Raw genomic sequence first — 21,976 nt, forward strand, 5'->3', positions numbered from 1 at the left:
TCGGTGGTTGCCGTGCCCCAAGGCCTGCCCGTCAAGGCGTCTGCCTGGCACATTCACTAGACAGGTTTTCACAATTCTTGATTAACTTTTGGTTACAAACTGTGGCTAAATAACTGCCACGGACCACGTATCGGGTCATTACTCAGCCGGTCGTGCCAATTGTGTGAATTGTGATTTCAGACGCTGCTATCCATCCTCAGCCGTTGTGGGCGCGCAGGAGCAGCCTGTTTTCTTCTGACATGTGAACGAAATTCCTTGAAACTCATCATTGTTGTTCTCTACGTTGCCTCCATTGCGTATGTACACATGCGTGGTCGGGTGCGGCATAAGCTGGGCCGCCAACTCAGTGATCATTCGACCTTCCTGGCCCCGATCAACTGCTTGCTGTACCTGTGCTCCAGGCTACCCGGCCGCCCCTACCTGTCACCCAGTGACTTTCCTGACTTGAGCCCCCTTGAGGCGCATTGGAAGGAGATTCGCGAGGAGGGTTTGAACCTCATGCACAAGGGTGAAATCAAGCGCTCGGACCAGTACAACGATGTAGGTTTCAACTCGTTCTTCAAGTCTGGCTGGAAGCGCTTTTACCTGAAATGGTACGGCGAAAGCCATCCTTCGGCGATGAAGCTGTGCCCGCGTACCACCGAGCTGTTACAGGGCATCGGCTCGATCAAGGCGGCAATGTTCGCCGAGTTGCCACCGGGTTCCAAGCTGGTGCGCCACCGTGACCCCTACGCCGGTTCGTACCGTTATCACTTGGGTCTGGTGACCCCGAATGATCCGGGCTGCTATATCAATGTGGACGGCGAGAACTATTACTGGCGTGACGGTGAGGCAGTGATGTTTGACGAGACCTACATCCACTACGCCGAAAACACCACGCAGCAGAACCGCATCATCCTGTTTTGCGATATCGAGCGGCCGATGAAATATCGCTGGGCTGCCACGTTCAACCGTTGGTTCAGTCGTAACGTCATGGCCGCTGCAGGCTCGCCCAACGATGCAGGCGACAAGACCGGCGGGCTCAATCGCGCGTTTAACCGGCTGTACAAGATTCGCTTGCGTGGTAAAGAGCTGAAAAAACGCAACCGCACACGTTACTACCTGGAAAAATGGGCGATCTTCGCGGCACTGGCACTCATCTTCATACTGATTTGAAGTCGACCCGGGCGTTAGTCACTCCGGTGGCTTTGCGCCCAACTTTTCCCACATTTTTTTATTGATCTTCTGCCGATTGGCGTAGCCGGCCCAAGGATCAACCTTCAGCCCGTGCAAGCGTTGGTGCAGGTTGGCCACCGTCCATTGCTGAGCGCCGCGCAAGCCCTTCAATTCCTCGCGACTGACCGGCACCGACACCGGCAGCCCAGGGCGTGCGCGCACCGAATAAGCCGCCACGGTGCTCGCGCCTCGTGCATTGCGCAGGTAATCGATAAAGATCTTGCCTACACGGTTTTTCGGCCCGGAGGTGGCGGTGAAGCGCTCGGGCAGTTGCTCGGTCATGAAATGGGCAATGGCCTTGGCAAAGGCCTTTACGCTGTCCCAGCCATCCCGCCGCGCCAACGGTATGACCAGGTGCAAGCCTTTGCCGCCGCTGGTCTTGACGAAGGCTTCCAACCCCAGCTCGTCGAGTACCGACAAGGTGAGCTGAGCGGCTTCCAGCATGGTTTTCCAGGGCAGCGCCGGGTCCGGGTCAAGGTCCAGCACAAACAGGTCCGGGGTTTCGATCTTGTCCGAGGTGGCGCCCCAGGTATGCAGTTCGAGGGTGCCCATTTGCACGGCCCCAATCAGCGCTTTCGTCGTGTCGATCTCCATCAGGCGCGCATGGCCTGGATCCAGTGCCGGGTCCAGTTGCTTGATGTTCGGAATCGCCAGGCGCTCCGCGTGCTTCTGGAAGAACTGCTCGCCCTCGATGCCTTCCGGAGCCCTGAGCAGGGACACGGGGCGATGGCGCAGGAAGGGCAGGATCCATTCGCTGATGCCTTCGTAGAACTGCGCCAATTGCTGTTTTTGTGTGCCGCTTTGCGGGTCGATGACGCGCTCGGGGTGAGTGATGTTCACGCCGCTGCTGGGCTTCTGGCTTTTCAGCGCTTTGAGGGATTTTGCCGTGCGCGGCTGTTCATGGATGATCTGCCCTGCGGGCTTGTCGGTGCGCAACCCCACGAAGACCGCCTGGCGCACCACGCCTTCGCGGGTCCACTCGGCAAATTGCACTTCGCCGACCAGGCGCGGTTCCACCCAGTGCACACCCCGTGCCTGGGCGGCGGTGAGGGGTTTTTCCAGAGGCGATGCCTTGCGCTCCAGAGGGGTGAGTTGGGCGTAGATGTTTTTCAATGAGGCCTGGTCGAACCCGGTGCCCACCCGCCCGGCGTAGACCAGCCCGCCATCGTCATTGACTGCCAGCAGCAGCGCGCCGAAACCACTGCGCGAACCCTGGGGGCGGGTGTAGCCGACAATCACGAACTCCTGGCGCAGGCGGCATTTGAGCTTGATCCAATCGGTATTTCGAGTGGAGACGTAGGGGCTGCCCTTGCGCTTGCCGATCACGCCTTCCAAGGCCAGGTCGCAGGCGCTTTCGAAAATATCCTGCTGGTTGGCGGCAAACGCTTCGGAGAAGCGCAGCAGTTTGCTGCGGCTGCCGGACAAGGCGTCTTTGAGCGCGGCGCGACGCTCCTCCAGCGGCGCCTGGCGCTGATCGCTGCCGTTTAAAAACGGCGCGTCGAACAGGTAGTAGACAATGTCCAGGCTGCGGCCGATATCAAAGGCATTTTGCAGCGCCTGAAAGTCCGGCAGGCCATCACCATTGAGGCTGACCACCTCGCCATCGAGCCAGCTGTCCTTGAGCTTGAGGGCGTGCAAGGCCTTGGCCTGGCGTGGCAGGCGTTCGGTCCAGTCGTGGCCGTTACGCGTGAACAGGCGAACCTCGCCGTCGCGTATGCGGGCGAGCATGCGGTAACCGTCGAACTTGATTTCGTAGTGCCAATCGCCCTCGGGCGCGCGGTCAACCAGGGTTGCCAATTGCGGCGCGAATTGATCGGGTAAGGCGGCTGTGGCTTTCTGTGTTTTTGCGCGTGGTTTGGGCTTGGTTTTGCCCACGGATGCGCCGCTGAGCACGCTTTTGGGTTGGGCCTGGACAATGTCGTAGTCGGCGGCGGGGCGTGCCTGCTGGTCTTTTTCCTTGATCAGCAGCCACTGCTCCTTGTCGCCGCTGCCCTTGAGGCGCGTACGCACCAGCGCCCAGTCACCCGAGAGCTTCTCACCGACCAGGGTGAATTTGAGTTTGCCGGCGGCATAGGCCTTGTGCGGGTCGTCGTGGGGCTTCCACACACCGCGGTCCCACACGATCACGTCGCCGGCGCCGTATTGGCCGGCCGGGATACTGCCCTCGAATCCGCCATAGCTGATGGGATGATCTTCAACATGGACAGCCAAGCGTTTCTGGCTCGGGTCCAGACTCGGGCCTTTGGGCACCGCCCAACTAAGCAGCACGCCGTCCAGTTCCAGGCGAAAGTCATAATGCAGGTTGCGCGCATCGTGCTTCTGGATCACGAAGCTCAGTGCCGATGCCTTGCGTTTACGGCCCGGTGAGCTGCCTGATGGCTCGGCGGTGACCTCGAAATCGCGTTTACGGTTGTATTCGCTCAGGGGCTTTGCCATGGGGTTCTCCTGTAGATGGCAGGCTCAAGAGGCCTTTTTGCCGGCTTTTTTTGCCGCCGGTTTTTTCGTCGTCGGTTTGCCGGCCAGGCTGCGTTTGAGCAACTCGGTCAGGTCGATCACATCGGCCGACTTGCGCTCCTCACTGCCTTCCTGGGATTCGACGTCTTCGATCTTGCCGGCCTTGGCCTTCTTCGCCACCAGCGCCATGATTTTTTCCTGAAAACTGTCGCGATAGTCCTCGGGCTGCCAGTCTGCACTCATGTCTTGCACCAGACGCTTGGCCATGTCCAGCTCGCCCTTGGCCAGGCTCGGTTTGGTCACGTCGCTGGGGAGTTCCAGTTCATCCAGGCCGCGCACCTCGGCGGGCCAGCGCAGCATCACCAGCACCAGCGCCGACTCCAGGGGCATCACTGCCGCCAGGTGCTGCTTGGTATGCAGCACCACGTTGGCCAGGGCGACCTTGCGGGTTTTGTTCAGGGTTTCGCGCAGCAGCGCGTAGACCTTGCCACCGCGTTTGTCCGGGGCCAGGAAGTAGGGGGTGTCGATGTTCGGCAGCGGGATCTGGTCACTGTCGACGAAGGCGATGATCTCGATGGTCTGGGTCGATTTAGGGTGGGCCGAGCGAATTTCCTCTTCACTGAGCACCACATAGCGGCCTTTCTCAAACGCCACGCCCTTGACGATATTCTCCTTGGTGACTTCCTTGCCGGTGGTCTTGTTGATGCGCTTGTACCCCACCGGGTCCATGCTGCGCTTGTCCAGCCAGTCGAAATCCACGCCCTGTGCGGACGTGGCCGAGACCAGCGATACCGGAATATGAACCAGGCCGAAACTGATGGCGCCTTTCCAGATTGCCCGTGGCATACGTGCGATTCCTTAACAAGAAGCTGTGTTCTGGTGACTCGAAGGCTGCGTGAAAAGTTTCGCCGGGCAGATGCGCGGACAGATCTCGTTACACCTGATCAGAAACTATTTAGTTACGAAAGCCGAACCCAGGGCGTAGCGTGGTATCGAAAGCACGTACTCCTCGCCCCAGAGAGGCTTTGTCATGAACAGCTGTGTGCGTCATCTCGCGGTGCTGGTGTTGGGCCTGGCACTTGGGCCAGTTGCCCTCGCGCAAAACCTGCCCGGCAGAAGCGATTCCAATACCGGCCCGATCCACCGGGCCAATCCCAACAGCATGCAGGGCACCCAGCCCAATACGCCGGCGGTGCGTGGTATTCAGACCGTGCCGACGCCGCGCGCACCGACCCTGGAAAACGGTGGTATCGGCAATCGCTACCCGCAACGCGATGCGGCCCCCAGCCGCCCAGCCACCGACTCCAAAGCCCCCACCTATGATGCCAACGGCAATCGCCGGTAAGGACGCTGTCTTATGTTTATACGCAAAACCCTGCTCGCCACCCTGTGCGCCACCACCCTGCTTGCGCAGACGGCCGTTTATGCCGCCGATGGGCAGCAGTTCCCCAGTGAACAAGGCAGCATCACCGCGACCCCGATCGCCAAAGGCCTCGATCACCCGTGGGCCGTGGCGTTTCTACCCGACCAGCAAGGGTTCCTGGTGACCGAGCGTCCGGGGCGCCTGCGCCTTGTCAGTCCGGACGGCAAGCTGTCTGCGCCGTTGACCGGCGTGCCTGAGGTGTGGGCCAAGGGGCAGGGCGGTTTGCTCGATGTGGTGCTGTCGCCGGACTTCAAGCAGGACCGCATGGTCTACCTGACGTACGCCGAAGGCGGTGGCAAGGGCGGTACGGCCGGCACCGCAGTGGGGCGCGGGCGCCTGGCTAAGGACATGAGTGGCTTGACCGATTTCAACGTGATCCTGCGCCAGGAGCCGAAACTCTCCACCGGCAACCACTTCGGTTCGCGCCTGGCCTTCGACCGCGATGGCTACCTGTTCGTGACCCTGGGGGAAAACAACGACCGCCCGACCGCCCAGGACCTGGACAAGCTGCAGGGCAAAGTCGTACGGATCTACCCGGATGGCCGCGTGCCCGATGACAACCCGTTTGTCGGTCAAGCCGGGGTACGTTCCGAGATCTGGTCCTACGGCCAGCGCAATCCGCAAGGGCTGGCGCTGAACCCATGGAGTGGCACGCTCTGGGAAAACGAACACGGGCCGCGCGGCGGTGATGAAATCAACATTATCGAGCGCGGCAAGAACTACGGCTGGCCGCTGGCGACTCACGGCATCAACTATTCGCTGACACCGATTCCCGAGGCCAAGGGCAAGACCGCAGAAGGCACCGTAGCGCCCCACCATGTGTGGGAGAAATCACCGGCCATCAGTGGCATGGCCTTCTACGACGCCGACCGGTTCAAGGCGTGGCAGCACAACGTGTTCATCGGTGCGCTGGCCAGCCAGGAACTGATTCGTCTGCAGTTCGATGGCGACAAGGTTATCCATGAGGAGCGCTTGCTGGGCGGCTTGAAGGCACGCATTCGCGATGTGCGGCAGGGGCCGGATGGCTTTCTGTATGTGCTGACGGATGAGGACGATGGCGTGCTGTATCGGGTGGGCCTCAATCAGGATTGAGCAATGAGCCGCAAGCTTGAAGTTTCAAGCTTGCGGCTTCAGTCAAAGCCCGAGTTCGGACAACCCCGGATGATCATCCGGGCGCCGTCCCAGCGGCCAGTGGAACTTGCGTTCGCTCTCCTTGATCGGCAGGTCGTTGATGCACGCGAAACGATTGGCCATCAGGCCGTTCTCGTCGAATTCCCAGTTCTCATTGCCATAGGAGCGGAACCAGTTACCCGAGTCGTCGTGCCATTCGTAGGCATAGCGCACGGCGATGCGGTTGTCGGTAAAGGCCCATAGCTCCTTGATCAGCCGATAATCCAGCTCCCTGGCCCATTTGCGCGTGAGAAAACCCTTGGCCTCTTCGCGGTCATGGGCGAATTCGGCACGGTTACGCCATTGCGTGTCCAGGGTGTAAGCCAGCGACACCCGGTGCGGGTCGCGGGAATTCCAGCCGTCTTCGGCCAGGCGCACTTTTTCAATCGCCGATTCACGGGTAAACGGCGGCAAGGGCGGACGTGTTTCTGCGGTAGATGACATCAGGCGGCTCCTTAAAACCATACAGCGTTATCGAAAGTTGCCAGGCGGGTGCGTTCACAGTCCCAATAACGTTCGCGCCATGCATTGCGCATTATCGGCAGCTGTTGAATCACCCATGACCAGGGCAACGGTAATGGCGCCATCGATCAGGATCAGCAGTTGCGCGGCCTGCCGTTCGGGGTCGGGGGTACCATGTGCTTGGCACAGTTCGAATGCGTACTCGAACAGTTTCTGTTTATGGGCCTTGGCCAGCAGGCGGACCGGGTCGTGCGGGTCGCCGGTTTCGCCACTGGTGTTGATAAAGGCGCAGCCGCGAAAATCCGCCGAGCCGAACCAGGCCTTGAGCGCGTCGAACAGCGCCAGCAAGCGTGCGCCGCTGCCATCGACGCGCTCCACTTCGCCGCGCAGCCAGTGCATCCAGCGCTCGTCACGGCGCTGCAGGGCCGCGATCACCAGCTCATCTTTATTGGCGAAGTAACGGTAAATGCTTTTTCTCGAGACGCCGGCGGTTTTCACCAGGAAGTCCATGCCGGTGGCGGCGATGCCGTGGCGATAGATCAACTTCTCGGTGACGTCGAGGATAATGTCGCGTGTTTCGTTATGAGTCATATCGTTCATGGCTTCAAAAGTAGAACGATCGTTCTTCTTGGTCAACAAGAATTTTACTCTCTGCCACTGCGAGACCTGAGCACCCCCATGGTGTAAGCTCGGGGCCTCTTCGGATTCGACCCATTGCGAGCCTTATGCCGTCGTTCTTCAAACGCTCCCTGTTGCCCAAACTGCGCGGTTTTCCCCTGACTCCCGACGCCATTGACGTGCTGTCCGGCGCTGACGCTTTCCGTCGCTGCCTGCTGGAGAACATCGCCACGGCCACCCGCCGCATCTACATCGTCGCGTTGTACCTGCAGCAGGACGAGGCAGGGCAGGAGATCTACGACGCCCTGCACGCCGCCAAGGCCGCACGGCCGGAACTGGACATCGTGGTGGTAGTCGACTGGCTGCGCGCCCAGCGCGGGCTGATCGGCGCCGGCAAGCAACCGGGCAACAGCGCCTGGTACCAGGCCATGACGCAGCGCCATGCCAGTGAAGTGCCGGTGTACGGCGTACCGGTGCAAACCCGCGAGCTGTTCGGTGTGCTGCACCTCAAGGGCTTTGTGATCGATGACAGCGTGTTGTACAGCGGTGCCAGCCTGAACAACGTGTACCTGCACAAGTTCGATAAATACCGCTTCGACCGTTACCACCTGATCCACAGCCAGCCCCTGGCGGATTCCATGCAGCACTTGGTGGAACACGGCCTGGTGACCTCCAAGGCCGTGCACCGCCTCGACCTGCCCAACCCGCCGACCACCCGCAGCCTGCGCAACGACATCGGCGACCTGCGCAGCCGTCTCAAGCACGCGGCCTACGACACCACGGCAGGGCAGTTGCCCAACGGCCACCTGTCTGTCAGCCCGTTGCTCGGCGTGGGCAAGAACAACCCGTTGAACCGCGTGATCCTCGAGCTGATCGCCAGCGCCCAGCACCAACTGACCATCTGTACGCCGTACTTCAACCTGCCGCTGCCGGTGACCCGGGAGATCAACCGCGCCCTGGCGCGTGGGGTGAAGGTCGACATCATCGTCGGCGACAAGACCGCCAACGATTTCTACATCCCGCCCAGCGAACCCTTCAAGGTGATCTCGGCACTGCCGTACCTGTATGAAATCAGCCTGCGCCGCTTTGCCAAGCGTCATCAACCGGTGATCGACAGCGGCCAGTTGAACCTGCACCTGTGGCGCGACGGCGACAACACCTACCACCTCAAGGGCATGTGGGTCGATCAGCGCTACACCTTGCTCACCGGCAACAACCTCAACCCACGGGCGTTTCGTCTCGACCTGGAAAACGCCTTGCTCGTCGATGACCCCCAAGGCCAGTGGCTGGAGCCGCGACGCACGGAACTGGCGCAGATCTTCCAGCACACCACGCGGATCGAGCGTTACCAGGACTTGCAAACCCTGGTGGATTATCCGCAGGCGGTGGGCAAGTTCCTGCGTCGCGTCAGCCGGGTGAGGATTGAGCGATTGCTGTACCGAATCCTTTAAGCCGCCTTGTGAAATCATCAGCAATGCAATCGTAGAGGGTATCGGACAGTTCCTATATCCAGCCTGGGATAAGCGTCTTTACAGTGCCTCTCACCGTTCACGGATGGACGGATCCATTCTTAATGGACTCATCCGAGAGAGCGATGACTATGTTGATGCTACTGCCTCACAGCCGCCCATCCGTTCCGGAGTTTCCCACCCCACCCAGCGCAGTGCCTGCTGCGCCTGATCCCATACCGACTCAACCACCCGCCCTGCGCAGGCGGCGATCCACTGCCGATGCAACGCCGGCCGCGGCTGGCCCGTGGACGCGACTGCCTCCCCGGGATCAGGCCCGCACTGCCGCCGCCGACACTCAGTTGGCTGAGCGCGTTGCCGCCGCTGAAAGCAGCGGCTACACGATGGTCGAGGTGCCGCCGGACAGCAGTCCGGGCATGGCAACGCGCTTGTACCAACACCTGCTGAACCGACCAGCGTTGCAACAGTGGATTGCCGAGCAGCGCCTTGAACCTGCGACCCTGACCTTTCACCGCGATCATATCGAGGGTTATGCCAACCATAATGGTGTACGCAGCGCCGTCAGATTCAGCCTGACCGATAACTCCGGCTGGAACGAAGTTTCCCGCACCCTGAGGCCGATTCGAGAACTGCTGGACCCCTCGGACCAGGGGCTGCCTTTTATCGGGTCAGACGACGCATTGTGGCTGCCGCGCCAAGGGCTCGGCCAGATCACTGTCGGCAACCTTGAGCAGACCTGGCAAGTGATCAGCGAACTGGAGGAGCGCCTTGCCCTGGCCGATCGCCTTGAAGCAGAACTTGAAGAACTGCCGGACACTGCGCGTACGGACTGGTCGGATCATGAGACCGAGCTTTCACCGGCATCGTCATTGCCCCGGCATAGCCAGGCTGCGGTGGAGCGTTTGCAGCGGTTTGTCACGTGCCCGCAAATGGTTCGCCTGCTGGAGCAGGAGGGCTTTGCCTGGGCCGGTGCGCCATTCAGGGTGTCTGAAGGCAGGCTTGAGCGCCTGAGTCCGGTAGGCGGTTGGGTGAATCTGACCCGCTATGTGGAAGCCGTACCGGAACTGAACGATGAGCTCGAGGCACTGGCGGCGCTCAGCGTGCCCTTGGGCAACGCCCTGTACTCGACGCCACGCTACGACATGCGCCAGCTCCTGGATTTCAAGGGCTTGGGCTCGGCGCGTACCGTGAGTGAAACGCGCAACCTGGTTGCCTGGTTGCGCACTGCCTTGCCAACGCCGCCGCCATTGGGGGACTACGGCGCGTTGTTGCCCCGGGACTGGAAGCCGGGCACCTTGACCGCAGACGATCAAAAGCACATGGGCACCATGGCCGACATCCGCCTGCGCGGTCCCCTGGCTCGTGGGTTCAGCGCATTGTCCGGGGTCACATTGCAGGCGTTGCAGGCCGACCCGCAGGCTCACCTGGACAGGCTGCTGGACAGCCCGGATGCCTTGGCGTTCGGCGAGCAAATGGCTGGCGCGCTGCGCTGGCAGGTGGGCCAGGGCGCTAACTCGACGCTGCCCAGGACGCTGCTCCAGCAACTGGTAACCGCCGCGATCAAGCTGCACGTCGATCCCTCGATGTCCGACAAGCCCGGGGAAGTGGCTGGCTATTCGATCTACCAGCCAACGAACATGGGGCGCTCGTTCAGTCAGGTACGCCGTGATATCGAGCGCCACCTTCAGCACAACAAAGGCCTGGAACCCAAGCTGGCGGTGTTGGCTGCCCAGGTGTGCCTGGCGCAGGCGGCGCCGGAAATGCTCGTGCGCGACGTGCCCGAGTCCGTGAGTATCGGCACGCCGGCCTGGATGGAGCTGCGCCTGGGCTGCGCATTGGCCGATCACAATGCGCCAGGGACGTCGAGGATGATGAATGAACAGCAGGTCACCGACTTGACCACCCTGGAACCCGTCAGTGACGCGCAGGCGACGCTGATGCAACTCAATGCCTTGAAAGTCATCGCTGATTGGGGGGTGTTGAACGGCTGTATCAGGCAGCGCAGTGACGGTGAATACTCGTCGGGGGATATCCAGGAGGCTGCGCGGGTATTTTTCCGCCAGCGCGAAGACGTCGCCACCGCCTTCACGGCTGCGAGCAGTGAACTGCCGACGCGCAAGGCGCTGGCGATCAAGGAATTGCTGCGCGTGCTTCCTGGTATCACCCAGGCCGAAGTGGAAGGCATGACCGTGCATGTGGCCAGTGCAGAGGATCGTCGCAACCTGCCGATCTCGGAACCGCGCACCCGCTCGTTGGTGGAGACCTATATGACCGGCGACCTGGCACCGGGCAAATGGGTGCTCAGTGACGACATGCCTGCTTTCCCGGCGGCGGCGAAAACGCCTTACCAGCACGCGCGGCCCCCCCAGGTAACCGAGGCGGCGCGGGCCAGGCTCGATACACGTATTCGCCGTCTGCCCGAGCTGGATAAGTTGCTGGAAAACTCGGTGCTCCAGCACCGGAAAAAGCTCCAGGACGCGTACGCCACCAAGCTTAAGCTGATGTTTGCCGAGTTGCCTCTGGAGGATCGCAAGTTGCTTGAACTGGGCAAGGTCGAACTTTTCACCTTGCGCCGGGAAACCGGGGAGATCCAGGCCAAGGAGACCGACGCACTCAAAGACGCCAGCAGGGCGCGCCACGGCACCCTGATGCGCGTTGAGCATGGACCCACGGTCGTGCATTTCGAGGTGTTCGCCAACGGCAAGATCATCAAGCGTACGGATCTAACCGACGCGATGGAGCTCGACGGCGTCATTCACCGCGAGGGTTTTCCATCACCCCACGGCCTGGTGTATTTACCGGTGGTGCGCGGCGCGCAGATGAACCTTGATTTGGACGCCTATGCCAACGGCTCCCATCCTGATCCCAACCCAGCGTTCCAGGCGGTGATCGTGTCGGCGTTGGGCGGCGCATTTGCTGCGCGAGAATTACCTCTCAGCCATACGCCGGAATCGTTCGTCCCGGACACCTACAGTTCGCGAAAAACAGCGAGCATCGTCAACAGGATCGCCCAGGACAACTTTTACGAGCCCACCGAAAGCATGTTGCAACGCGCAAGCGAGTCACTGCCGCTGGAGAAGCATCGTGAGGCGCGGGCACGCGATCATGCCTTTCTATTGGGGTTCGTGCCGTTCGTGGGGGCGTATCAGGAGTTCAAACAAGGCAATATCAGCGCAGGTCTGACCAACCTGGCACTGGATGTAGTCGGCGTGGCCATTGGTGCGGGTAGCCAGGCCCGGGCGCTGATCCGCTCTGCCAGGGCCCTGGTGCCCAGCCGCCTGACCCAGCTTGTTACACGACTCAAGCCATCGGCGATTGCAGTGCCCCAGGTGAAAGCTGGAGCGAGTTTCAGCGATCGAGCATTTGACTTCATCAAGCAGTCCGGTTTGTTTACCAGTGCGGCGCTGAACCCGCTGGATGGTTACCCGCAGATGATCAATGCCGCGACCAAGGGACTGGTAAAACTGCCGGCGTTGCTGGCGGGTGGGGCAATGAAGTGGGGCAAGACGGTCCCACACCTGGTGACCGCCGAGGAGAAATTGCGTGCGTATCTGCTGGTTGCAGCCGGGCAGGCGAGCGGCGCGGAGGCGCCCGTGGTGACACCGACAGCGGGCAAGGCGGGGCGTTATCGGGAGGTCGACATGCACGCCACGCCATACAACGGCCGCTGGTATGCGATTGACCCGCGTAGCGGCGCGCCTTTTGGCACGCCACTGAACGGCTTCCAGCCAACCCGTTGAGCCGACGACCTCCCGCGCCAGGCGCGGGAGGTCGTATCAGTTCAGGCCCAGCTTGCCGCGCAGGGTCGACAGGTCTTCGGCCAGGGTGTTGACCGGGCCCACCAGCGCCTTGCGGTCGTTTTCCTTGACCTTGTCGTAGGTCTGGAAGCCGCCGTCCTTGGTCTTGTACTTGGCCAGGATCTTGTCCACGCTGGCGAAGTTCTTGTCGACCTTGGCCAGGAAAGCCTTGTCCTGTTTCTCGATCTGGCCACGGAACAGGTCGACGATTTTCTTCGCACCGTCGATGTTGCCCTGGAAGTCATACAGGTCGGTGTGGCTGTAGCGGTCTTCTTCACCGGAGATCTTGGTGGCGGCAACTTCTTCCAGCAACGCAGCGGCCCCGCCGACGACTTTCTCCGGCGGGAAGGTCAGGCCGTCGACACGGGTTTTCAGGTCGTTGACGTCAGTGTTGAGCTTGGCCGTCAGGGCTTCCAGGCCTTTGGTGGTGTTCTGGGAGAACAGCGCGTACTCGATGCGGTGGAAACCGGTGAAGTCTTCGGCGGTCACGCCTTTTTCGTGGTCATCGACCCGGGAGTCAATCGATGCATCCAGGTCGCTGAACAGCTCGGCGATCGGCTCGATGGACTCATAGTGCACACGGGTCGGCGCGTAGAGCTTCTTGGCGGTGGCCAGGTCGCCTTGGTTGATGGCGTCGGTGAACGCCTGGGTCTGGGTGACCAGTTCGCCGATTTCTTCGGTGACGTAGATCTTGTAGTCCGACACCGGGCCTACCAGGTCCAACGGCGCGGTAGCGGCAAACGCTGCCAGCGGCGAAAGGGTCATTAACAACGACAACGCGATAGTCGACTTCTTCATGGGACGTGTTCCGCTCTGGTTTGTTTTAGGTGTGGGCAGTGGTTTGAAAAGGCGTTGCAGCGAGCAGCGTGCGCCCGATGAAATCCTTGGGCCCCGTGACCCCCGGCAAGGTGAAGAAATACCCGCCGCCGACCGGCTTGAGGTATTCCTCCAAGGGTTCGCCGTTGAGCCGGGTTTGCACGCTGATAAAGCCTTTCTCCAGGTCAGCCTGGTAGCAGATGAACAACAGCCCCATGTCCAGCTGACCGTTTTTATTGACGCCGTTGGAGTAGTTGAACGGCCGACGCAGGATCAGGTTGGCCTGGGTCTGCGGGGTGCGCGGGTTGGCCAGGCGGATATGGGCATCGAGCTTGGTCAGCTTGCCTTCCGGGTCCTTGCTGTAGTCGGGCACCTGGGATTCTTTCTGGCCATCCATGGGCGCGCCGCTGGTCTTCACGCGGCCGATGATGCTTTCCTGCTCTTGCAGCGGCGTGCGGTCCCAGCGTTCGACGAAGTTGCGGATGATGCGCACCGCCTGATAGCTGCCATGGGCCGCCCAGTTCGGTTCGTCGCTGCCGGGTTGGACCCACACAATTTGGTCCATGGCCTTGTTGTCGTTGGAGTTGGGGTTGGCCGAGCCGTCGCGGAAACCCAGGAAGTTGCGCGCGCTTTGTGCCGGTTCGCCGGGCTTGGCCGGTGCCTGGGGCGGCACGCTGCCTTCCTGCTTCCAGCGCACCAGCAGCAGGTCGGGCAGGTTTTTCACGATGTCGCGCAGGGCGTGGATATTGGTGTCCGGGGTGTTGGAGCTGAATTGCAGGCTCAGGTCGCCGTGGCACTGCGCCGGTTCCAGCGCATCGTTGGGGAAGCCCACCATGCGGATCAGGCGCTTGGGTTTGACGGCGGCCAGGCCGAAGCGCTCATCGAACAACGATGCGCCGACGGACACGGTGATGGTCAGGTTATCCGGCGTGACCACCGGGCCGAGGATGCCGGAATCGGTGGGCGGCAGCTTCGGGTCGACCTGGGGTACGGTGCCGCCGGTCATCAGGAAGCCGATGCGCTCGTTCAAGGTGCGGAACAGGCGCTCCAGGTCTTCGCGGTCGCTGGCCAGGACATCGAACGCCACGAGCATGCCGCAGGCCGGGCGTGGGGTGACGATGCCGCTCTGGTGCTGGCCGAAAAAATCGTGGTGGTCCTGGGTCTTGTCGCTGCGCGGTGCGGTGGTGACTTGCTCGGCGGCGGCCGCCATGGCCGGGCAGGTCAGGGTGCTGCCGGCGATGGCGGCACCGGTGGCGGCCATGCCCAGGAGGACACGGCGACGTTGTGCTGAAAACTGTTCTGAATCACTCATGTGTGCGGTCGTCTTCACTGCAGGCCGGAAAGGCCAAGGGCGGGGTCGATTCCATCGAGTGCGGCGGCCAGAGCCTTGGCCTTGTCGGCGATCTGCTTGCGCTGATCGGCGGTAACGCTGTCATACGTGGCGTAGCCTTTGTCGAGCTTGAAGCCCTGGAGCTCGGCATCGAAGGCGGCGAGGGCGCTGTCGACTGTCGGCAGCAGGTCGGCGGCGGACTTGGTCAGCAGCGGACGCATCAGTTCGACCACCTTGTGCGCGGCCTCCAGGTTGGCGGCGAAACCATTCAGGTCGACATGGCTGTAGCGCTCTTCTTCACCGCTGATGGCGCGTACATCCGCCAGGCTGTTGAGGTTACGCACCACGATGCTCACCAGTTGTTCCGGCGGCAGCGACTGCGCCAGCAACTGCTGTTTGAGGCGGGTGACATCGGTGACCAGGCGCTGCGCAATCGGCCCCAGGCCATCAAGGCTGCGTTGCTGGAACAGGCTGTATTCGAGGCGATGGAAGCCGCTGAAGGCCGGGTCTTGCTCACGTTTTTCAAAGTAATCGGCCCGGGCGTTGATGGCGTTGTCCAGCTCGGCCAGGCGCTGCGAGGCCGGGGCCAGACGTTGGTAAGCCTCACGGGCCGGCACGTACAGCGCTTGCGCCTGGGCCAGGTCACCGGCGTCGATCGCCTGTTGCAGGGCGGTCACGGCCTTGACCAGGGCACTGCCCTGGCTGCTCAGGTACACGCGAAACTCCGACAGCGGGCCGATAAACGCCACCATCGACGGCTTGGCCTTGGCCTGGGCGTCGGATTCTGCGGTTGGCGTCACATGCAGGGTGCCGCGCGGGTTGCTCAGCAGGCCGCACGTGATCGCATAGTCGCCTGGCAGCAGGTTGGCGTTGATCACCTGGCTCAGGCCGGGGGCGATGTTTTCGCGCTCTTCGACCACCAGCACGCCGTCGAGGATTTCCCACTCCACCGCCCGGTCAGAGCGGTTGATGATGCGAAAGCTCGCACGGCCGGCCGGCACCGTCAGTGCATTGGGCTCGCAGGCATGGCCATGGATGGTCACGGCGATTTCATCGTGGTTGGTCTGGCGCTTGCTGGCCGCCAGCTGCGAGGCGTAATAGAACAGGCCACCGGCGGCGATCATCACGACCACCGAGCCGGCTACCGCCCAGCGCAGGGCGCGGGGGGGCGAAGCGGGTTGAGGCGTTGGGTTGGACAAGAGACGGTCCTTACTGGCTGGAAACGGAAGAAGGGCTGGCGGCAGGCTTGGGCGGTGCCGCGGGCAGGAAAAACATCACCAGCGCCACCACCAGATACATTAGATAGGCGCCCAGGGTGCTGACGGTCGGCGCTTCCTGGTAGCCGAACATGCCGGCCAGTACCGAACCGAGCGGGCTGTCCATCGGCAGCTCGGCGCTGAAATCGAACAGCACGGTCTGCCAGTGGTTCCACACGCCCGCTTCATGCAGGGCTTGCACCGAATTGGCGAGGATGCCGGCGGCGACCACGAGGATGAACAGGCCGGTCCAGCGGAAAAACGCACCGAGGTTCAGGCGCATGCTGCCGGTGTAGATCAGGAAGCCGACGATGATCGCCAGGACCAGGCCGAGCAGGGCGCCAATCGGTGCGCCTGGGCCTTCGCTCTGTTGGAACACAGCCAGCAGGAAGAACACGGTTTCCAGGCCTTCACGAGCGACGGCAAAGAACACCATGAGGATCAGCGCCGTGACCTGGTGTTTGGAACCGGTCAACGCCTGGTCAAGGGAGGCGTGCAGCGAATGCTTGATGGAGCGCGCGACCTTGCGCATCCAGAACACCATGGAGCTGAGGATGCCCACGGCGACCAGGCCGACGATGCCCTCGAACAATTCCTGCTGCTTCTGCGGAAACTCGGCACTGACCAGTTCCAGGCCACCGCCCACCAGCAAGGCCAGGGCCGCGGCGAGGAACACGCCGATCCATACGGCGGGCATCCACTGGCCGCGGCCGGTTTGTTGCAGGTAACTGGCGATGATGCCGACGATCAGCGCCGCTTCAATGCCTTCGCGCAGCATGATTAAAAAGGGAACAAGCATCGGGCACCGCAGCTTAAGTAGGTAGGAAGCTAAGTTGTAACATAATGATACTCATTGCTAAACAGGAAAACTTGACGTTTGCTGAACAATGGCTGAACGGTGGTGGCGAATCGCAACCCACCTTATGATGCACGGCATCTCGAGTGCCGCCGGATTGCCCAACCTCCCATGTCGGAAAAAGACACCATCTCCATCCATCTCGTGCGCGAAGCCTTGTTGCAGAGCTGCGCACCGGGGCCGGCCACCGTCGAAGCCTTGAGCAAGGTCGGGATCGATCCGGCATTGCTGGAACAGCCCGTGGCCCGCGTTCCGGCCACCGCCTACGCCCGTTTGTGGCGTCTGCTGGCCAGGCGCATGGACGATGAGTTCTTCGGCATGGACCCGCGCAAGCTCAAGTCCGGTAGCCTCGAGTTCCTTTGTCGCGCCGCCATTGCACAGCCCAGCCTGGCAGCGGGCCTGCAAACCGGCCTGGGGTTCCTCTCGCTGATGCTGGAACACCTGCCAGCCCAGCTGGTGCGCCAACAGAGCCTGGCGGAAATTGTGTTGCAAGAACCCGAGCCAGCGCCCAAGCGCGCATTCACCTATTTCACCTACTGGATGATCGTGCACGGCGTCGCCTGCTGGCTGGCAGGCCGGCGCATCCCGATCCTGGCCATCGAACTGCGCTGCCCGCAGCCGGACTTTTGCGATGACTATCAGGTGATGTTTTCCGACAACCTGCGTTTTGATCGGCCACGCACGCGGATGATCTTCTCCGCCGACTGCCTCGACCTGCCGATCAAGCGCAGCCCGGAAGAACTCAAGCGCTTCCTCGGCCATGCGCCGGCCAACATCCTGGTCAAATACCGCAACCCCGACAGCCTGGCTACACGCATCAAGCACGACCTGCGGCAAATGCCTCCCGACACCTGGCCTGAGACCGAGGGCCTTGCGGCCACGCTGTGTATCTCCGCTTCCACGCTGCGCCGCCGCCTGGCGGAAGAAGGGCAGAGCTACCAGGGGCTCAAGGACAGCGTGCGCAAGGAGTTGGCGATTGTGTGGCTGGCCGAACCGCAGATCAGCTTTGCCGAGATCGCGGCGCGGTTGGGGTTTGCCGATACCAGTTCGTTTTATAAGGCGTTTCGCAAGTGGGTGGGGTCCAATCCTGGGCATTACCGCAGTTTGATCCTGGGGGAACCTCGTTGAGTCGCGCACAGGCTGCTGGCGGCCAGGACTTTTCCGATCCCATCCATTCGTTTTCCGGGGCAGGGTAGACACTCTTCAATCGTGAAAGCGAGTTCTCCTGATGTCCAAGGTCGTTGCTACGCCTGAACCCGTTGCAGTGGGTTTTCCATCCACGGCCACCGGGATTCAGCCAGATCGTTCCCCGGAGGTCATCCGTCCGGAGCCTTTGCTGCGCCCTTCGACGCTGGTTCATCACATCCCCGGCCAATTGCAGGGCATCAGCGATTTTTCGCAAGCCCTGCTCGACACGGCGATACTGGAAGCCAGAAATAAGGAACGCTGGATCGCTGCCTTGGAGCGCCACGTGCAGGGCAAGGCGGATCAGGACACTATCGACCTCGCCGAGATCCGCTTTTCAAGCGTCACGAGATCCACGCTGGCGACCGATGTACAGCGTGGGCGCAAGGCCCTGGCCGCTTTGGCAAATCGTCCAGGCATGCAGGCGGCCTGGGAAAAATATGGAATCGACAGCCAGACCGCCCATCTACGCATCTTCGATGGACGCTTGGAGGTATTGGACAGTGCAGGGCGCTGGATCGATTTGAGCGAGCCTGTATCCGCCCGGCCAGGCTTGAAGAAACGCTTCGACACGCTGTTGGACATGGCGCAAACCACCGGACATATCCTCCATTCCACGGGCGAAGTCGATGCATTGCAGATGCTGCGCGTGACGCTACCCAACGCCGACGGGCAGGATGTCCCGCGCTCGGCCAAGGTCATTCGCAACCTGATTGGCTGGCAGCGCCATCCGCTTCCCTCCAGCCCGCCGATGGGCAACTATACCGGGCCCTGGCTGGCGCTGGACTCGCCGCTGAAACTGAGCCAGCAAGACCGCCAAACGCTGGTTGGGTCCTTTGAACGCTTCGTCGGCCCGCAGTGGCTGGATAAACAGCAGCCTCTTTCCGGTGATGTCGATGCGCACATCCTTGGGCGGTTACGCAGCCAGAAGAATCTCAAGGTGTACCGCCAGCACCGTTTGCTGGAAGGGCTGAACGCTCCCCACGATGGTTTGCGCAAACAGCAGCTCAATCAGTTGCAGGTCACCGCCCATCTGTTGCGTATTGATCCGCACCTGGGGCAGCAGAGAAATCACGTGGCGGGGTATGACCTGTACTCGCTGCAAAATGCCGGGCTCAAGATGGCCGATGCCCGCAAAGACCTGCACATGCACCTGGTGCAGAACAAAGGCGTGAGTCCGGACGCCGTGGAGGTTGTCAGCCATCTATTCCTGGCGACTGTCGCGCCGGAGTTTCTGGTGCGGGATATCCCCGACACCGTGCATATCGGTTCTCCCGCCTGGCTGGTGTTGAGGAAAACCGTTGCCCTGCTTGAAGCCCTCGCGCCAGGATCGAGTCGGACCCTGACCTATGCTCAAGTGCTGGAGCGCGCGGCTCTCCAGCCTCCAACACCCACACTGGTGCCGTTGTTCCAGGCGGCCGAGGCAGATCCGTTGCTGGATTGGGGCGTGCTCAATGGCGTGATCGCGGGCCGTGCCGATGACCGTTACACCGTGGAAGATCTGCGCAAGAGCGCGGGCAAATACAAGGACTATATCCAGACCACGCAAAAGGCCACTGCGGTCCTGCAGACCCCTCCCGTGACGCGCAGAGCCTTGGCCCAGGCGGACCTCAAGGCGGTGTTCCCAGGGCGAGACTTGGATAAGCCCGTGCAGAGAGATACCTATCCGATGCCTTTTTTCATGGCTGATCCCTCCCATGAATTGAGCTTGATCGACCTGCATATGATGGGGGCGTTGAAGAACGGTGAGTATGCGCAAAAAGTGGCCAACGGTCCCTTTGGCGGGACTACGGCAGAAACGGGCGGAGAGCTCGCCGACCTGCAGGCGGGTTTTAATCGGCTTCGGTTTACCAAAGACATGCTCGACCGTTCGGTAAAGTCGGGGGGCGACACGTTCACCTCAGCCATCACCACACGTCTCAAGGAACTGTTCAGCAAAATGCCCTATCAGGACCGACAGCTGCTTGAGCGAGAAGAACTGACGTTTTACCGGGTCGAGGGCGAGTCCATCACCGCCGAAGGAAAGGCCATCAGCGATGCGGCGGAACAAACGGAGCGGGTAAAGGGGCGCTATGGTTTTATCGTCCAGGCGGGACAGGGTGACAATGCGAAATGTTTTGAGTTTTGGCCCTTGAGGGGCGAGTACTTCGAGCGTCCCGATTTCCTCAAGGCACTGGCCCGAGGCGAAGCGCAGGTGCCCCGTGTGTGGGTGACGAAACTGCAATCCCACGCGGACGGCCATGGGGCCGGGGAGTCCGAGGTACAGATACGCGCCTTGCGCGAAACCCTGCCGGCCGGCAGCGGGCGCGGATCATTGGCAGACGGCGGATACTTTTCGCAGAAAACCAGGGATTTTGCCGCCTATGTACGGCGCCATGACCTGGTGCTCAATCGCCAGGAACTCCTGGACTCCGCCATCGGCACGACGCCGCGTGAGCGTTTCGAGGCGCGCACGCAGGAAGCGGTCAAGACCATTGAAGACCTGCTTATTCCGTTCAAGGGATGCTACGACGACATCGCCTACGGGCGCGTGAAGACCGAGCTGGGCGCGCTCACCGGCTGTGCGCTCGACGCTGTGATGATCGGCTCCGTGGTCGCTGGCGAGGTTGTGGAAGGGGCGCAGGCTGTCAGTCGGGCAGAGACTGCCTTGTCCAAGATGTCGGCGGCCACCAGAGCGTTTGGTGCGCTGAGCAATAACCTGTTCAACCCTGTTGCGGGTTTGGAGCAGCCGTTACAGGCAGGCTACGAATGGTTGAGCAGCCGCCCTGTTTTTCGTCTTGGCAGGCCGCTGGGGGAGCTCCGTGCGACCTGGAAGACCGCGATGAAGGAGCAACTGGGCGCGCCGCCTTTTGCCACCGAGCGTCCCCGGAAAATGCGCAGGCCTTCCGTTGACGGTGAGCAACCACGTCCTCACGACCCGGCTCAACTGCCCACCCTGGAGACCGCCGGGACGCCCGCCGCGACACCCCTCCTTGAGCAAAGCCGTCAAGCCATTGAACGAGCACTGCCCATCGCCCGGGAGCGACTCAATGGTGCCTTGAGTGCGTTGTCCGATCCTGAGTTCGAGAAAGACCTCAAATTCGTGTGCAAAACCTTCTTCGGCGCGGATTCCGAGGACGTCGTGGCTGCCTTTACGCGCAAGCAGCGCACCATGAAAGTGGATTTGGACAAGCTGGATCTTTCCAACATCAACTTCCTCGAAAACGAAGGCTCGGAGTGGCAGGCCCAGCTCCTGCCGTCGTCCTATAGCCGTTACAAAGCAGGCTATCGCCAGGAAAAATACATAGAGGTTAATGTGAACGGCGCCACGGACTATTACCGCAGCATGGGGAGTAGCGACGATGCCATGGCCAACACACTGATCCATGAGCAGGCCCATGGTTTTCCCGGTGATGAGGATTATGTCTATTCCGGCGCGATCAAAGGCGGACGCGAGGACATTGCAGACTTGCTCAACCTGGGCAACACCACGGACCCCAAGCACTTTCGCCACTTGGGGGACGAGGTGCAGGAGGCGACCTTGAGCTTGTTCGCCAAGGCGCCCCAGGCGCATAACGCCGATTCGACCCTGTTCGGCATTGCGTTGCTGGACCAGGCTAAAAACAACCGGCCGTTGTACAAGGAAAATGTGAAAGCGATTCAACAGGCGCTGGACAAGGCCAAGGCCACAGGTGGTGTAATTACCGAACAATTGCCCGTCAGGATTATTCGCAAGCGTGCAGTCAGCAGCGCTCCTTTACCGCGCTTTGTGCTGGTGCGCCATGATCAGACCGGCAAAATCGTCCAGGTGCTGGAGCGGCTCCCCCGGCCGGGCGGGCACGGGCCTCACGCTCCACGGTCTGTCAGCGATGTCGTTCAAGAGGTGTTCAAGTGGCACTGAAGCGCATGTTTGAATGCACTGGGGAAAGACGGATTGGCTGAAATT

The 21,976-nt window shown here is 61.5% G+C and carries 15 protein-coding genes; 7 read left to right on the forward strand and 8 right to left on the reverse strand.

All coding sequences use genetic code 11. The features are described 5' to 3' along the window. Positions 1–255: 255 nt before the first annotated feature. On the forward strand, positions 256–1,155 hold the full coding sequence (gene lpxO, locus F6S08_RS16385; protein ID WP_315871904.1) for a lipid A hydroxylase LpxO: 900 nt from the start codon (positions 256–258) through the stop codon (positions 1,153–1,155). An 18-nt stretch (positions 1,156–1,173) separates the two neighbouring features. Here the strand turns inward: lpxO and ligD are convergent, their stop codons facing one another. Both ligD and F6S08_RS16395 read right to left on the reverse strand, forming a co-directional pair. Beyond that, entirely contained in the window at positions 1,174–3,651 is a 2,478-nt protein-coding gene (gene ligD / locus F6S08_RS16390; RefSeq protein WP_074846578.1) for a DNA ligase D, read from the reverse strand. Positions 3,652–3,675: 24 nt separating this feature from the next. Continuing rightward, entirely contained in the window at positions 3,676–4,515 is an 840-nt protein-coding gene (locus F6S08_RS16395; protein ID WP_315871905.1) for a Ku protein, read from the reverse strand. Between the two features lie 184 nt (positions 4,516–4,699). Here F6S08_RS16395 and F6S08_RS16400 point away from each other — a divergent pair, with 184 nt between their 5' ends. Together F6S08_RS16400 and F6S08_RS16405 are read left to right on the forward strand one after the other, a co-directional pair. Further along, on the forward strand, positions 4,700–5,014 hold the full coding sequence (locus tag F6S08_RS16400) for a hypothetical protein (protein ID WP_065927747.1): 315 nt from the start codon (positions 4,700–4,702) through the stop codon (positions 5,012–5,014). Positions 5,015–5,026: 12 nt separating this feature from the next. After that, positions 5,027–6,184: a PQQ-dependent sugar dehydrogenase gene (locus F6S08_RS16405; RefSeq protein WP_065927746.1), complete on the forward strand. Its 1,158-nt coding sequence runs from the start codon at positions 5,027–5,029 to the stop codon at positions 6,182–6,184. Positions 6,185–6,226: 42 nt separating this feature from the next. Here the strand turns inward: F6S08_RS16405 and F6S08_RS16410 are convergent, their stop codons facing one another. Both F6S08_RS16410 and F6S08_RS16415 read right to left on the reverse strand, forming a co-directional pair. Next, on the reverse strand, positions 6,227–6,706 hold the full coding sequence (locus tag F6S08_RS16410) for a DUF1348 family protein (RefSeq protein WP_065948682.1): 480 nt from the start codon (positions 6,704–6,706) through the stop codon (positions 6,227–6,229). Positions 6,707–6,760: 54 nt separating this feature from the next. Continuing rightward, entirely contained in the window at positions 6,761–7,324 is a 564-nt protein-coding gene (locus F6S08_RS16415; protein ID WP_065927744.1) for a TetR/AcrR family transcriptional regulator, read from the reverse strand. A gap of 125 nt (positions 7,325–7,449) precedes the next feature. Here F6S08_RS16415 and pssA point away from each other — a divergent pair, with 125 nt between their 5' ends. Beyond that, positions 7,450–8,793 carry a CDP-diacylglycerol--serine O-phosphatidyltransferase gene (gene pssA, locus F6S08_RS16420; RefSeq protein ID WP_074846587.1) on the forward strand — a complete coding sequence of 448 codons (1,344 nt, stop codon included), beginning with the start codon at positions 7,450–7,452 and terminating at the stop codon, positions 8,791–8,793. Between the two features lie 359 nt (positions 8,794–9,152). Continuing rightward, positions 9,153–12,551: a hypothetical protein gene (locus tag F6S08_RS16425; protein ID WP_315871906.1), complete on the forward strand. Its 3,399-nt coding sequence runs from the start codon at positions 9,153–9,155 to the stop codon at positions 12,549–12,551. A gap of 36 nt (positions 12,552–12,587) precedes the next feature. Here F6S08_RS16425 and efeO (F6S08_RS16430) read toward each other — a convergent pair whose 3' ends face one another. Genes efeO (F6S08_RS16430) through efeU form a run of 4 tightly spaced genes read right to left on the reverse strand, consistent with a single transcriptional unit; the run spans position 12,588 to position 16,809 of the window. Continuing rightward, positions 12,588–13,406 carry an iron uptake system protein EfeO gene (efeO, locus tag F6S08_RS16430; RefSeq protein ID WP_027607887.1) on the reverse strand — a complete coding sequence of 273 codons (819 nt, stop codon included), beginning with the start codon at positions 13,404–13,406 and terminating at the stop codon, positions 12,588–12,590. A gap of 25 nt (positions 13,407–13,431) precedes the next feature. Continuing rightward, on the reverse strand, positions 13,432–14,736 hold the full coding sequence (gene efeB / locus F6S08_RS16435) for an iron uptake transporter deferrochelatase/peroxidase subunit (protein ID WP_315871907.1): 1,305 nt from the start codon (positions 14,734–14,736) through the stop codon (positions 13,432–13,434). A 14-nt stretch (positions 14,737–14,750) separates the two neighbouring features. Next, positions 14,751–15,953 (reverse strand): iron uptake system protein EfeO, encoded by a 1,203-nt coding sequence (efeO, locus tag F6S08_RS16440; protein ID WP_027607885.1) that lies wholly within the window; start codon positions 15,951–15,953, stop codon positions 14,751–14,753. 10 nt (positions 15,954–15,963) lie between these two features. After that, positions 15,964–16,809 (reverse strand): iron uptake transporter permease EfeU, encoded by an 846-nt coding sequence (gene efeU, locus F6S08_RS16445; protein WP_027607884.1) that lies wholly within the window; start codon positions 16,807–16,809, stop codon positions 15,964–15,966. 168 nt (positions 16,810–16,977) lie between these two features. On the opposite strand from efeU, the gene F6S08_RS16450 reads away from it, so the two are divergent. Further along, positions 16,978–17,994, forward strand: a complete 1,017-nt coding sequence (locus F6S08_RS16450; protein ID WP_065927739.1) for an AraC family transcriptional regulator — start codon at positions 16,978–16,980, stop codon at positions 17,992–17,994. Positions 17,995–18,094: 100 nt separating this feature from the next. Beyond that, on the forward strand, positions 18,095–21,931 hold the full coding sequence (locus F6S08_RS16455) for a hypothetical protein (protein WP_315871908.1): 3,837 nt from the start codon (positions 18,095–18,097) through the stop codon (positions 21,929–21,931). Positions 21,932–21,976 lie beyond the last annotated feature (45 nt).

Source organism: Pseudomonas sp. JV449, assembly GCF_032424295.1.
GTDB lineage: Bacteria > Pseudomonadota > Gammaproteobacteria > Pseudomonadales > Pseudomonadaceae > Aquipseudomonas > Aquipseudomonas marginalis.